This window comes from Phenylobacterium sp., from assembly GCF_036501465.1.
Classification (GTDB): Bacteria; Pseudomonadota; Alphaproteobacteria; order Caulobacterales; family Caulobacteraceae; genus Phenylobacterium.
This window is the reverse complement of record NZ_DASYAF010000048.1, coordinates 1-13,005: the sequence shown is the minus strand read 5'-3', so window position 1 is coordinate 13,005 and position 13,005 is coordinate 1. Positions and strand designations below refer to the sequence as shown.

At 68.7% G+C, this 13,005-nt stretch carries 15 protein-coding genes; 10 read left to right on the top strand and 5 right to left on the bottom strand.

Annotated elements, in window-relative coordinates; translation table 11 throughout:
- The first annotated feature begins 355 nt into the window (after positions 1-355).
- From VGL85_RS05255 to VGL85_RS05225, 8 genes are all read left to right on the top strand, one after another.
- Positions 356-1,414 carry a hypothetical protein gene (locus VGL85_RS05255; RefSeq protein ID WP_331586726.1) on the top strand — a complete coding sequence of 353 codons (1,059 nt, stop codon included), beginning with the start codon at positions 356-358 and terminating at the stop codon, positions 1,412-1,414.
- Between the two features lie 157 nt (positions 1,415-1,571).
- A complete protein-coding gene (locus VGL85_RS05250) occupies positions 1,572-1,949 on the top strand; it encodes a metalloregulator ArsR/SmtB family transcription factor (RefSeq protein WP_331586724.1) in 378 nt (125 codons plus the stop codon).
- Between the two features lie 292 nt (positions 1,950-2,241).
- Positions 2,242-2,997 (top strand): PEPxxWA-CTERM sorting domain-containing protein, encoded by a 756-nt coding sequence (locus VGL85_RS05245; protein WP_331586722.1) that lies wholly within the window; start codon positions 2,242-2,244, stop codon positions 2,995-2,997.
- 84 nt (positions 2,998-3,081) lie between these two features.
- Positions 3,082-3,393 carry a helix-turn-helix domain-containing protein gene (locus tag VGL85_RS22140; RefSeq protein WP_414695184.1) on the top strand — a complete coding sequence of 104 codons (312 nt, stop codon included), beginning with the start codon at positions 3,082-3,084 and terminating at the stop codon, positions 3,391-3,393.
- A gap of 99 nt (positions 3,394-3,492) precedes the next feature.
- Complete coding sequence (locus VGL85_RS05240; RefSeq protein WP_331586720.1) at positions 3,493-3,732, top strand: response regulator; 240 nt, start codon at positions 3,493-3,495, stop codon at positions 3,730-3,732.
- A 161-nt stretch (positions 3,733-3,893) separates the two neighbouring features.
- Entirely contained in the window at positions 3,894-4,127 is a 234-nt protein-coding gene (locus tag VGL85_RS05235) for an AbrB/MazE/SpoVT family DNA-binding domain-containing protein (protein WP_331586718.1), read from the top strand.
- A 14-nt stretch (positions 4,128-4,141) separates the two neighbouring features.
- Positions 4,142-4,540, top strand: a complete 399-nt coding sequence (locus tag VGL85_RS05230; protein WP_331586716.1) for a type II toxin-antitoxin system VapC family toxin — start codon at positions 4,142-4,144, stop codon at positions 4,538-4,540.
- Between the two features lie 50 nt (positions 4,541-4,590).
- On the top strand, positions 4,591-5,217 hold the full coding sequence (locus tag VGL85_RS05225) for a hypothetical protein (protein WP_331586714.1): 627 nt from the start codon (positions 4,591-4,593) through the stop codon (positions 5,215-5,217).
- A gap of 4 nt (positions 5,218-5,221) precedes the next feature.
- On the opposite strand, the gene VGL85_RS05220 is transcribed toward VGL85_RS05225, so the two are convergent.
- From VGL85_RS05220 to VGL85_RS05210, 3 genes are all read right to left on the bottom strand, one after another.
- Complete coding sequence (locus VGL85_RS05220; RefSeq protein ID WP_331586712.1) at positions 5,222-5,422, bottom strand: hypothetical protein; 201 nt, start codon at positions 5,420-5,422, stop codon at positions 5,222-5,224.
- Between the two features lie 103 nt (positions 5,423-5,525).
- Positions 5,526-6,086, bottom strand: a complete 561-nt coding sequence (locus tag VGL85_RS05215; protein ID WP_331586710.1) for a hypothetical protein — start codon at positions 6,084-6,086, stop codon at positions 5,526-5,528.
- Positions 6,087-6,152: 66 nt separating this feature from the next.
- Positions 6,153-7,322: an acetyl-CoA C-acyltransferase gene (locus tag VGL85_RS05210; protein WP_331586708.1), complete on the bottom strand. Its 1,170-nt coding sequence runs from the start codon at positions 7,320-7,322 to the stop codon at positions 6,153-6,155.
- Positions 7,323-7,522: 200 nt separating this feature from the next.
- Here VGL85_RS05210 and VGL85_RS05205 point away from each other — a divergent pair, with 200 nt between their 5' ends.
- Positions 7,523-8,485 carry a peptidyl-prolyl cis-trans isomerase gene (locus VGL85_RS05205; protein WP_331586706.1) on the top strand — a complete coding sequence of 321 codons (963 nt, stop codon included), beginning with the start codon at positions 7,523-7,525 and terminating at the stop codon, positions 8,483-8,485.
- A 206-nt stretch (positions 8,486-8,691) separates the two neighbouring features.
- Positions 8,692-9,903, top strand: coding sequence for a bifunctional glutamate N-acetyltransferase/amino-acid acetyltransferase ArgJ (gene argJ, locus VGL85_RS05200; protein ID WP_414695183.1), 1,212 nt, complete (start codon positions 8,692-8,694; stop codon positions 9,901-9,903).
- A 6-nt stretch (positions 9,904-9,909) separates the two neighbouring features.
- On the opposite strand, the gene VGL85_RS05195 is transcribed toward argJ, so the two are convergent.
- Together VGL85_RS05195 and VGL85_RS05190 are read right to left on the bottom strand one after the other, a co-directional pair.
- Positions 9,910-10,797: a hypothetical protein gene (locus VGL85_RS05195; protein ID WP_331586704.1), complete on the bottom strand. Its 888-nt coding sequence runs from the start codon at positions 10,795-10,797 to the stop codon at positions 9,910-9,912.
- Positions 10,798-10,911: 114 nt separating this feature from the next.
- On the bottom strand, positions 10,912-12,354 hold the full coding sequence (locus tag VGL85_RS05190) for a DEAD/DEAH box helicase (RefSeq protein ID WP_331586702.1): 1,443 nt from the start codon (positions 12,352-12,354) through the stop codon (positions 10,912-10,914).
- Between the last annotated feature and the right edge of the window lie 651 nt (positions 12,355-13,005).

The window sequence follows — 13,005 nt, the reverse complement described above, 5'->3', positions numbered from 1 at the left end:
GCGCAGCTTACTCCCGCGCCCGTTCATGTCGAGGTCACGTCCTGGAGGTCGAAAATCGCGCGTGCGACAGGCGCGCTCGAGTGTTCTCTTTGACCCTCCTCTGCCGATGGGGGCGTGGGCCTATGCGTCTGACCCGCGCCAACGGCGGAACTCGGACGCAAGCCAGAAAGCGGACAGTGCCGGCGTGCTACCGGGCTTCATGTCACACTCGCTGACGCCGCAGGCGCCAATGGCCGAATTGGTTCCTGGAGCCCGCCAACCTCCTCAACGCTGACGAGGGGCCGACGCTCAGTCTCGTGGGCATCGGATCTCTTGGGGAGGCGGGCTCGTCGAATGTCGAGTGACACGGCAGATCATGCGCGCCCAGCGCCCTCAATTGGCAAGCGAAGTGAGGTTGACGTGGCAAAGCCTGGACTGCGAGCATCTTGTCATACGCTATTGGCGTGAGCCGGAGGACAGCTTGGCAAAGGCCGAACGAGAGGTTTTCGAAGGCATGGCGGCCGCCGACCCACACGATGTCGGCGCGCTGGCGCGGGACCTGCGTCAGAGCGTGACCGGCCAGGGATTGCGCGCCCTGGCGGCGGCGGCGGTGCATGCGGCGGCGGCCGCGCCGGAGCGTATGGCGGTCATCTATGACGCTGTCGCAGCCGGCTGGCTTGGCAACAGAATTCACCCGCCATCGGCGCCTACGCTTGAGCCCCTCGTCCTATCGTCGACATGGTGGAGTGCGTTCTGGGATATCGCCACGCCGGTCGCAGGCGCTCATCGTCGGTTCGCCCAAGAGATGATGGTGCTGGCCGGGGAACTGGACCCGCATATAAATCGTCGCATGGCGGCCGCCGCCCTGGAGTTTCCGGGCGTCGTGGAGGCGGCGGCCCAGGGAAACGCCAAGCCCTATGACGTCGAATGGCTTTCTCGTTTCCCACCCGCGGCGCTGGGCTATGCGCTGAGTGAAGAGCTCCTGAGGGCGAAGAGCCCGCTATTTGATCCCTACTGGTCGAGTGTCCTGCCCTACCTCCGACACATGCCTTCACCGCTCAACTACATCAATGTCGAGGTGATCCAGTCCATGCCGTTGTGGGCCTTGGTGGCCGGCTACACGTCACGCGGGCTCGATCGGGTAGCGTACGGCGGCTTCCTGATGGGTCAGGTAGGGCACCACTATTCCGCCCTGGCCAGCGCTGTCACCCTGACGTCGGCGGCGATGAATCCTCCCGCCAATGTGGAGGTCCTGCTGGATTGCATCCTGAAGGGCTGGGCGCACGGCCGTGCGACGCCACCGCTGCTCCGCGTCTCCTGGGATCCACTGTGGGCTGTCCGGGTCGATAAGGTCCGAGAGGTGCTTCAGATTCAGCCGTTCGAGTCTCCGTATACGAAGGACCCGCGGCCGGGATGGGTGCCGCGGGTGATTTAGGTCGTGGCGCCTCGCGCGGCGATCCATGCGTTACGACGATCTATCGATCGACAGCCGAGCCGTCATCCGAACGTCCGGCCCTCCCGTTCCTCGACGAGTCAGATCACGCGCGCTACCCTTCTCCGGGCCTCGGTGAAGAGGCGAGGAAGGGCGCTGAATGGACGCTGCGGGAACGGCTAGAGTCTATGGCGCCCTCGGCCACGAGGGACGTCTCGCCATCTTCCGCCTCCTGGTTACCGCCGGGTCGGAGGGTGTGTCGGCAGGTGAGGTCGCCCGCCAGACGGGCCAGGCGCAGAGCACAACCTCGGCGAATCTCAGTGTCTTGGCGAACGCCGGCCTCGTCTCCGCCCGTCGCGAGGGACGGTCGATCTTCTACGCTGCGGCCACAACGCACTTCAGGCATGCTGTGGCGTTCCTGTTGGAGGATGCTTTCGAGCAGATTTTGGGATCGCCGCGACCCCTTGATCAGCGAAGCGACGACGAGGCCGTTGGAAGCGATCAGGGGTCTGAAGTCTCGCGACGGACGCGATCATGACGAACGCGATCCATAGGGCGCCCTTACCGAACTGAGCGGTCCGGCTGGACCGGGCGCCACGAGCACGCCGCTCGGTGACGCTCCATTTTTCGCGGTTTTCCCGAATAGGCGAGCGAACCTCCCTGTCCGCTGAACGCGCCCGTTACGTCGGGAATCCACAGAAGCACGCGCCGCCTTGCGTGGTCCAGCCTCTTTGCGACAGCGACTCGCCTGGGAAGCGAACCCGGTTCACGCCACTATTTCTATATATTAAGATATTATGATATTCAGCCGCTCAGTGCTGGGGGAAATCATGAAGAAATATCTTGCGCAGGCTGCCACGGTCGTTTCCGCGGCGACTTTGCTCGCGCTCGCCGGCTCCGCGTCCGCCGCGCAATACATCACCCAGTTGGTGTATGACGCCAATGGATCGGTCGCGCCGGCGTCCTATGGAACCGTCACCCTGACCGACGAGAACGACGCCCTCCACGGCGACTTCGTCGATGTGTTGGTTCAGCTCGACCCGACCGTCCAGTCGTTTGTCGACACTGGCGTCCACGTGACATTTGCGTTCAACCTGGTCGATCCGACCCAGAGCACAGTGGGCTTCGTTCAACCCTCGGGTCTCGCCGGCCTGTCGTTCACACCGGATGGGACCTTCGACCAGCACCCCTTCACCAACTTTACCGACGCCATCCAATATAGTTTCGTCGGCCGCGGGAACGGGAACAACTCGCTGGACGGCCCGCTGGAATTCGACGTCTACAACACAACCGGCATTTCCTTCCTTCAAAACGCCACCGACGGCGCCTACTTCACCTCGACGGTGGGCGGCAATCCGGTCGATGGCTTCACGGGTGGCTGGTGGTTCTCGGCCGACATCTCCGACTCCACGGCGCCGCTCGGCCCGACCTTCACGGTCGCTGGCCGCGATTTCTGCACGGTTGGCGTGGATTGTACCCCCGGCGTACCTGAGCCGGGCAGCTGGGCCCTGATGATCATCGGGTTTGGCGGAATGGGCGTGCTGATGCGTCGTCGACGCGCAGCGATGGTCCCCAGCGCCGCCTGAACCCGACCGTCAGGAACCTTGAGCCCCGGCGCCCCCGTCGGGGCTCTTCGTTTATCGCGACTTCGAAACAAGGAAGGCCGGGCGGTGAAAGCGTTAAATTTCTGCCTTGGCGCAAGGATTGAGGTTCTACGGCGCGTGGCTGGCTTGAGCCGCTCGCAACTCGCGGAGGCGACGGGGTGTTCGCCATTCCAAATTCGCGACTATGAGAAGGGCGCTGCGGAGATAGGAGCAGCGGTCGTTTGGCAAATCAGCAAGGCCCTGGACGTGCCGGTGCAGACCCTGTTCCCCTTCGCTCAGCTACCGTCAGAGAGCCGATCGTTTTCCCCGGTCGCGGATCGGTGTGACCTTGAGCCCGCACCCCGACCGGGACGGCAACTTGAGGGCGTCTGTCGATGAGACGGACTCGGTTCCATCTGCCGCGCCGGCTTCAGAAGCTCCCCATGGGCGCGCGAGATGGCTCCTTGACCTGAACGACAGGAGTTTGACCCAGCGCCCATGCGATTTGATCTGCTCAGCGTCTTGTTGGTGGACGACAACGTTCATATGCGGACCCTGCTGGCGAACGTCCTGAGCGCCGTCGGTGTCAGGCAGATCCACCAGGCCATCGACGGCATGGACGGATTGGCCCTTCTGAGCCGGCATTCCGTGAACCTGGTGATCACCGATCTTTCGATGCAACCCCTGAATGGGATCGACTTCGTCACCCTGCTGCGACGCTCCCCAGGGTTACGGTGACAGTGCAACTAATCCGCCACCGGGTCATCGCGACCTTGGCGCGAGGTGGTCCAGCCGCCAATTGAGCGCACTGTCACCGAAACACTGTCACCAATCGCGGGTGACTGGACGGTCTCCCTGCGCGCTTTGGCATATGCCATAGCATATGCTACAAGAACGCCATGACCGTCCACCGCCACGTGAAGCTCTTCAAGAACGGCCGTAACCAGGCGGTCCGCATCCCGCGTGAATTCGAACTTCCCGGTGAGGACGCGATCATGCATCGCGACGGCGACCGGCTGATCATCGAGGCTGCGCCGCCCAGGTCGCTGCTGGCGGTTCTCGCGGAGTTGTCCCCGCTCGAAGAGGACTTCCCGCAGATCGATGATCCGCCGCCCGACGCAGTTTCGCTCTGACCTGGCCAGTATCCGTGCCGTACCTGCTCGACACCAACATCCTGTCGGACCTCGTCCGCAATCCCCATGGGATGGTGGCCGCGCGGATCGCAGAGGTGGGCGAAGGCGCGGTCTGCGCCAGCGTCATCGTCGCGGCCGAACTGAGGTTCGGCGCGGAGAAGAAGGGATCGCCTCGCCTGTCGGCGCAGTTGGAACGCGTCCTGTCGGCTGTTCAAATCCTTCCGTTCGAGGAGCCTGCCGACCGCGCTTACGCCAAGCTGCGCGCCGAATTGGAGGCCGCCGGCGCGCCGATAGCCGGCAACGACATGCTCATTGCGGCACACGCCCTTTCCGCCGATTGCGTTCTGGTCACCGACAACGAGCGGGAGTTCCGCCGGGTGGCCGGCCTGAAAGTGGAAAACTGGCTGCGCTGAGCGCCCCTACGTCCGATTCTGACGCACCCATCTGATCCACTCTCCATCGCATGTCGGACGCGCTCGCCATCACCGAAGCCGAGGCCGCCGGGCTCTCCGAGCTCGCCGCGCTCGACCTGGCCATGGCGCGGGACTTCGCGGCGCGGGCCCAGGCGGCGGAGGATCCTGACGCCGCCAACGCGCTGGCGCGCAGCTACCAGCGGATGGCGCGGTCCTACCGCCAGAGCCTGGCGCTGAAGGCGAAGCTGCGGCTGGAGGTGCTGGAGGCCGACCGCGAGACGCCCCGGCGGCGCCTCCAGCCGACCTGGCAGGCGCCGGCGCCGCTCACCCCCGCCGATGAGGCGCGGATCGATGCGCGCGCCGAAGAACTGCACGACGCCGTCGAGCGGGTGATCTGGGCCGAGCACGAGCCGGCCGACCCGCCGGAAACGGAGAATGGGGCCGACGATCCCTGCGGCCTCCTGCTCGACCGGCTGGAAGAATGGCTGGACCGCCACATCAGCGACCCCGCCTTCGGCCGGCAGCCGCTGGACGACCATGTGGTCGCCACCTGCCGCGCCCTGGGCCTCAGCCCGGACCTCGCCCGCCGCTGGCGCGACCTGCCCGGCCCGGCGGTGGCGGCTTGCGGCGATGTCTCCAAGACGCCGCCCGGGCCCGCCTGGCGCGGCTCCGGCTAGACGCCTACCGGGCCGGCCGTGAGCGGCACTCGATTTCCCGCTCCGACGGGCGGACATAGGGGTCCAGGCAGAGCTGCTCGCCCTGCACCAGCACCGTCCAGCCGGTCTCATAGTGATCGCCGTCCTTGTTGAACGGATAGGCCAGGGCCGCGCCCGCGCAGGCGAGCGCGAGACCTGCGGCCAGTCCGAAACCAAATCGATTCATCTGTGCCCCCCCGGGCGCGCAGCGCGCGGGGTCATTTCAATACGACCGCCAGGAATTCGCCATGGCCATTTTTGACCGGCGCCGCCGGTGTCGGCCGGGCGGATCAGGCCAGGTTGGCGAACAGGGTGGCGATGTAGGCCAGCATCAGCACCAGCGCGATGATGGCGATCAGCAGCTGGACCCCGTTGCGCCGCACCACCAGGGCCACCACGGCGCCGATGAAGAACACCGCCTGGAACGCCAGGTTCGGGGTGGACGGCAGGCGGTGGCCGAGCACCAGGTCCTTGCTGACGCTCACCACCAGCAGGGCCATCAGCAGGCCGAAGAACCAGCTGCGATGGCGGAAGAAGAAGCGCTCCAGGTCGCGCTCCTCGGACTGCGGCCCGGGCAGGGCGAGCGCGGTCAGCAGGTACAACAGGGTCGGCTGGGCCAGGACCACGCAGAACTGCAGGAAGCTCCACGCCGCCCTGCCGCGCATGCCGAACATCGACCACCAGGTCTGGACCAGCACGACCATCAGGAACACGGCCCAGATGGCCGCCGGCGCATAGGGCTTCACCTCATGGCGCAGCTCCATCCAGCGGGCGACCGCCGAGAGCAACTGCGTCAGCCCCAGCCCCAGGACGATCGACAGCAGCACCGAGAGATAGTCGAAGGCCTGCATGGCTCCCTCCGCTCACGAAAAGGCCCTCCCGAAGGAGGGCCGATCCGCGTTTGCAGTCGTCGTGGCTCAGAAGACCTCGAACAGGCCCGCGCCGCCCATCCCGCCGCCGATGCACATCGACACCACCACGTTCTTGGCGCCGCGGCGCTTGCCTTCCTGCAGCACATGGCCGGCCAGGCGCGCGCCGGTCATGCCGAAGGGGTGGCCGATGGCGATGGAGCCGCCGTTCACATTGTACTTCTCCGGGTCGATGCCCAGCTTGTCGCGGCTGTAGAGGCACTGGCTGGCGAAGGCCTCGTTCAGCTCCCACAGGTCGATGTCGTCGACCTTCAGCCCGTGGCGTTCCAGAAGGCGCGGGATGGCGAACACCGGGCCGATGCCCATCTCGTCGGGCTCGCAGCCGGCCACCGCCCAGCCCTTGAAGACGCCCATGGGCTCCAGGCCGCGGCGCTGCGCCTCCTTGGCCTCCATGATCACCACCGCGGCCGAGCCGTCGGAAAGCTGGCTGGCGTTGCCGGCGGTGATGTACTTGCCCGGACCCTTCACCGGCTCCAGCTTGGCCAGGCCCTCCATGGAGGTGTCGGGCCGGTTGCACTCGTCGCGATCGACCGTGTAGTCGACGATGCTCTCTTCCTTCGTCTCCTTGTTGACCACCTTCATCTTGGTCTTCATCGGGACGATCTCGTCCTTGAACTTGCCGGCCTGCTGGGCGGCGGCCATGCGCCGCTGGCTCTCCAGCGAATATTCGTCCTGGTACTCGCGGCTGAGCTTGTAGCGTTCGGCCACGATGTCGGCGGTGTCGATCATGGCCATGAAGAGCGCCGGCGCGATCTTGGTCAGTTCCGGATCGAAGTTGTCCTTGCCGGCCCCCATGTTGGGCATGGAGATGCTTTCCACCCCGCCGGCCACCACCACCTCGGCGCCGTCGTTGCGCACATAGTTGGCGGCCATGCCGATGGTCTGCAGGCCCGACGAGCAGAAGCGGTTCACCGTCACGCCCGAGGTGGTGATCGGCAGGCCGCCCAGCAGGCCCGCCTGGCGCGCCAGGTTGCCGCCGCCGTGGGCCACATTGCCCATGAACACGTCCTCGACCGCCGACGGCTCGATGCCGGCCTTGGCGACCGCATGCTTCACCGAATGGGCGGCGATGGAGACGGTCGGCGTGATGTTGAATCCGCCCCGGGCGGACTTGGCCAGGCCGGTGCGGGCGTAGGAGACAATAACGGCTTCGCGCATCTGGAAATGATCCTCCTGAATATGACCGGCCCAGGCGCCAGGGCGCCGAGGGGTGGCGTGCGCGCCGCGCGGGCGGCCGCGTCCGGGCGCAACCTTTGCATCCCGAGGCGTAAATGGCTAGGGACGGGACACGTCCGGCGGCGGCTCCCAGGGGGTCTTTCCGCGGGGCGAAACTTCCGTCCGTTTCGAGGATGAACCGCATGGCCGCCATCCTGTGCTCCCGGCCCGTCCTGCTGGCGGCCCTGCTGGCCGTCGCGGCCCTGGGGCTCAGCGCCTGCGGCAAGGGCGGCGGCGCCGAGCCGGCGCCGGGCCGCGGCGACCGCGCGGTGGCCAAGGTCGACGGGGCTGCGATCTGGGCCTCCGACGTCAAGCGCGAGGCGGTGGCCCAGGGGCTGATCGGCGAAGGCGAGCCGCTGGACGTCTCCTCCGACCTGTTCCACCGGGTGCTGGAAGAGGTGGTGGACCAGCGCCTGCTGGCCGCCGAGGCGATCAAGCGCAAGCTCGACAAGGACCCCGCCGCCCAGCGCCGCCTGGCCGCCGCCCGCGAGCGGGTGCTGGGCGACATGCTGGTGGAGAGCGTGGTCTCCGACGCGGTCAACGACAACGCCGTGCGCAGCCTCTACCAGGAGCAGCTGAAGCTCGCGAAGCGCTCGGAGGAGATCCACGCCCGCCAGATCGTCACCGCCACAGCCCCTGAGGCCGAGGCGGTGAAGAAGCTGCTGGCCTCCGGCGCCGCCTTCGAGACGCTGGCCCTGGAGAAGTCCATCGACCCGGCCACCCGCTTCAACGGCGGCGACCTGGGCTACTTCACCGTCGACGTCATGCCCGAGGCCTATGCGGCGGCGCTGAAGACCGCCAAGACCGGCCAGATCGTCGGGCCGTTCCCCGTCGCCGGCGGCTTCGCCGTCCTGAAGGTCGAGGATCGCCGCGAGGAGCAGCCGATCGCGCTGGAGGCGGCCCGGCCGCAGATCGTGCGCTTCCTGACCTACGACCAGATCCGCGACCTGCTGGAAAAGCTGCGCGGCCGCGCCAAGGTCGAGGTGATGGTCAAGTCCGACGGCCCCGGCCAGGCGATCCCCCCGGCCGATGCGCCGAAAGCCGCGCCCGCCGCTCCGGCGACAGCGCCCCCGCCCGCCGCTCCGCCGAAAGGGGCCAAGAAGTGAGTAAGACGCCGCCCAAGTCCCGTTCCGCCCGCCCGTCGGCCAAGGTGCTGGAGGCGGCCGCCCGCCCGGTGGAGGCCGCGGCCCAGGCGATCGAGCATGCGCTCGATCCCTTCACCACGGCGATCAAGCGCGCCACCGGCAAGCCGGCCGCCGCGCCGGCTGCGGCCAAGCCCGCGAAGGGCGCGATGCCCGTCTCGCCGCTGGCCGTGCCGTTCCCGAAGATGCCGCCGGTGGCCGGCGTCGAGATGGGGACCGCGCGCGCCGGCTTCTACAAGCACGAGCGCGACGACCTGCTGGTGATGCATTTCCCGGAGGGCGCGAGCTGCGCGGGTGTCTTCACCCGTCATGGCGTCGGCTCCGCGCCGGTGGACTGGTGCAAGCGGCACCTGGAGATGACCAAGGGCGAGGGCGTGCGCGCCCTGGTGGTCAACGCCGGCTGCGCCAACTCCTTCACCGGCCGCCCGGGCGCCGACGCGGTGCGCCGCGTCTGCTCGGCCGCCGCCAAGCGCTTCGACTGCCGCCAGCGCGACGTGATGGTGGCCTCCACCGGCGTCATCGGCGTCCTGCTGGACGACGCCAAGATCACCCATCGCCTGCCGGAGGTGGAGCACCGCCTGGCCCGCGACGGCTGGGCGGCCGCGGCCGGCGCCATCATGACCACCGACACCTTCGCCAAGGGCGCGACTGCGGTCGCCGACATCGACGGGACGCGGGTGCGGATCAGCGGCGTCTGCAAGGGCTCCGGCATGATCGCGCCGGACATGGCCACCATGCTGGCCTTCGTGGTCACCGACGCGGCGATCTCGCCGGCGGCGCTGCAGAACCTGGTCAACCTCTACGTCCGCAACACCTTCAACGCGGTGACGGTGGACGGCGACCGCTCGACCAACGACACGCTTCTGCTGTTCGCCACCGGCCAGTCGGGCGCGCCCCGCATCGGCCGGGCCGGCGACCGCCGCCTGGCCGACTTCCGCGACAAGCTCGAGGGCGTGCTGATGGACCTCGCCCACCAGCTGGTCCGCGACGGCGAGGGCGCCAGCAAGTTCATCAAGGTCACCGTCACCGGCGCCGAGAGCCACGCCTCGGCCCGCAAGATCGCCCGCACCATCGCCGAAAGCCCGCTGGTCAAGACCGCCTTCGCCGGCGAGGACGCCAACTGGGGCCGCATCGTCATGGCCGTTGGCCGCGCCGACGAACCGGTGGACCGCGATTCCATGAGCGTGAAGTTCGGGCCCCTGGTCGCCGCCCAGGACGGCCTGGTCTCGCCCACCTACGACGAGGCCAAGATGAGCGCCTACATGAAGAGGAAGGAGCTGGAGGTCAGCGTCGACGTGGGCATGGGCCGCGGCGCGGCCAGCATCTGGACCTGCGACCTCACCAAGCGCTACGTCGAGATCAACGGCGACTACCGGTCCTGAGTCCCGTCAGGCGGGCGCGTCCATCAGCATCCGCGCCACCACCCGGTTCACCTGGATCATGCCGGCGAAATAGGCCTCGACCTCGTCGGAGAAGGCGGCGCTGAAGGCGACCTGGCCGGGCGAGGTGAGCGTCAGGGCCCCTGCAACCGCCGCCTCGGCCAGCAGCCGGTTCACATGGGTTCGCGAGACGCTGTAGCAGCGCGCCAGCTCCGCGCGGCTCAAGGGCGCTGCCGCCATCAGCCGCGGGCGGTCCGGCGGCTGGCTCAGCATCAGGTGCTGCAGGATCCGCATGCCGCCGTCGCGGCCGATGAAGATCTGCCGCAGCGGCCCGCCGGGATTGCGGTTCAGCTCGGGGCGGAGCTTGAGCAGGGCGGCCAGGACGCCGGCCGCCCGGCCGATGACCTCATCGGAGTCCAGGCGCGGCAGGGCTTCGGAGACCTCCGGCGCCAGGATCGCGGTTGCGGCGAAGGCGTCCACTAGGCGCGCGCGCGTCGGGCGCATGAACTCCGGCGACAGGGTCAGCCGCCGGCGCGCCCAGGGCTGGAATCCCGGCGGCTCGATGGTCATCCGCCCCGCGGCCAGGGCGTACTGGGTGAAGGCCAGCGCGCGGCCTCGGCTGCAAATCTGGGCGTCCGCCGCCGCCTGGGCCAGGCGCGCGAAGGTCAGGCCCTCGGGCGTGCTGTCGAGCATCAGGGCCGCGAGATAGAGCGCCGCACGGCCCAGGTCGCGGTGCAGCCACCGGCTGACCGCATCCTGCCCGCGGTAGTCGACGAGCGCTCCAGCGGCGAAGGCCTCGACGGCCTCGCGGAACCGCGGGTGGGCGCGCAGGCGCTCGATCGCCGCCTCGGACAGCAGATCGGCCTCGTCGGCCTCGATCAGGTCGGTTCCGTCCATGCCGCCCCCGACGCGCCGGTCCAGCGGCGCCGGAGACAATTACGACGTAAACGGCGCCGCAGGCGAGGGGCTTCGCGCCTCAGGGCCTGCGGACGGCGCCGCCTATGCCCCGACTCAGCGGTTCGACCAGACGCCGGACCGGCCGGAGCCGCCGCCCTGGCCGCCCCGTCCGTTGCCGCCCCCGTGGCCGCCTCGGCTGGGGCCCTTGAAGGTGGGGCGCTGGCCTTCGGCCGAGCGGGCCGGCGCGCCGTCGTGACGGTGACCGTTCTGGCCGCCGCCGCCGTGGTTTCGGTTGCGCTTCGGCTTGTGCGAATTGCGGTGCGGCTGGGCGCCGTTCCTCTGGCCCCCATTGCCGTGGCCCCGGGTATCGGGCCGCTCGGCCTTGCCGCCCGGATCGGGCAGGGCGGCGGTGGCCGCGCCCAGCTGGCGGTCGTTGCGCCGGTCGAAGGACGGGATGGTCTGGCGCGTCACCTTCTGGATGTCCTTCAGCAGGTTGCGCTCGTCGTCGGCGCAGAAGGCCACGGCCGAGCCGTCGGCCCCGGCCCGCGCGGTGCGGCCGATCCGGTGAACATAGCTTTCCGGAACATTGGGCAGCTCGAACTGCACCACGTGGCTCACTGCATCGATGTCGATGCCGCGCGCGGCGATGTCGGTGGCGACCAGGGCGCGGACCTTGCCGGCCTTGAACTCGGCGAGCGCGCGTTCGCGCTGGCCCTGGCTCTTGTCGCCGTGGATCGAGGCGGCCTCGACGCCCACCTGCTCCAGGCCGCGCGCCACGCGGTCGGCGCCGCGCTTGGTGCGGGTGAAGACGATGACGCGCTTGAAGCCCGGGTCGTCGAACAGCTCGGCCAGCAGGGCGCGCTTGCGGCCCTGCTCCACGAACAGGACGCGCTGGTTCACCTTCTCGACGGTGGTCGCCTGCGGGGCGACCGACACGCGCAGCGGGTCGTGCAGCAGCTCGCCGGCCAGCTTGCCGATCTCGTTCGGCATGGTGGCCGAGAAGAACAGGTTCTGACGCTGCTTGGGCATCTGGGCGACGATCTTGCGGATCGGGACCACGAAGCCGAGGTCCAGCATCTGGTCGGCCTCGTCGAGCACGAAGGTCTCGACACCCGCGAGCGAGATGGTCCGCTCGCCCATGTGGTCGAGCAGGCGGCCGGGCGTGGCCACCAGCACGTCGACGCCGGGCGCCATGGCGCGGTGCTGGGCGCCGTACTTCACCCCGCCGAACACGACGGCGACGGAGACGCCCAGGTGGCGGCCGTAGGTCTTGAAGCTCTCGCCGATCTGGCTGGCGAGCTCACGGGTGGGCGACAGCACCAGCACGCGGCAGCTCTTGGGCGGCGCGCGGCGGCGCTCGGCGGCCAGGCGGTGCAGGATGGGCAGCGCGAAGGCGGCGGTCTTGCCGGTGCCCGTCTGGGCGATGCCCTGCAGGTCGCGGCCGGCCATGACGCCGGGAATGGCCTGGGCCTGGATCGGGGTCGGGCTCTCGTAGCCCTCCTGCGACAGCGCCTTGAGGAGCTGCGGAGCCAGGCCGAAGTCGGAAAATTGGGTCAAATAACAACTTTCAAGCATGCGCCGAACGCGCCGGCTCGATCGCATCGAGGGCGCGGGACGCGGGTCTGTGTGGAAGCGCCCCGCGTGATGGGCGATCTATGAGAAGTCTCTCTGCGCTCGACAGGCTGAGCCCCGGTTGGGGCCCCACGCGGCTGGAGCGCCGATAGCGCCCGCCGAAGCGAACGCGAGGGGCACATCGTCTTTTGCAGGCGCCAAGTCAACCCACGCGGCGACTTTGCCGCTGAGCTGTGGCCTTTGGGACTCAGGCTTGGGGCGAGCGGTGGCGCGCAACCTCCCCCGTCGCGAAGACGACGGCGGGAGGGGGACCGCTCGCCGCAGAGCGAGCGGTGGAGGGGGCGAGCCCTCTCCGCGGAGTCCAATACGGCCAGTCGATCTGCCGAGCCTGTAGCTCGCCCCCTCCACCATCCGCTCTTCGGCGGATGGTCCCCCTCCCGCCGCTTCGCGGGGGAGGTAACGCGGCGGCGTCAGCCGGTGTCAGCGAGTGGGGGCTGGGCGCTGGTGTTGGCCGGGACGAGGGTCTCTGCGGTGGTGATGACCAGCTCACCGGTAAGGCGCATGTCGCGGGCGAGCGTCTCGGCCAGGACCGCGATGGGCATCTCGGCGAAGCCTGGGGCGTCGCAGGCTTCGTAG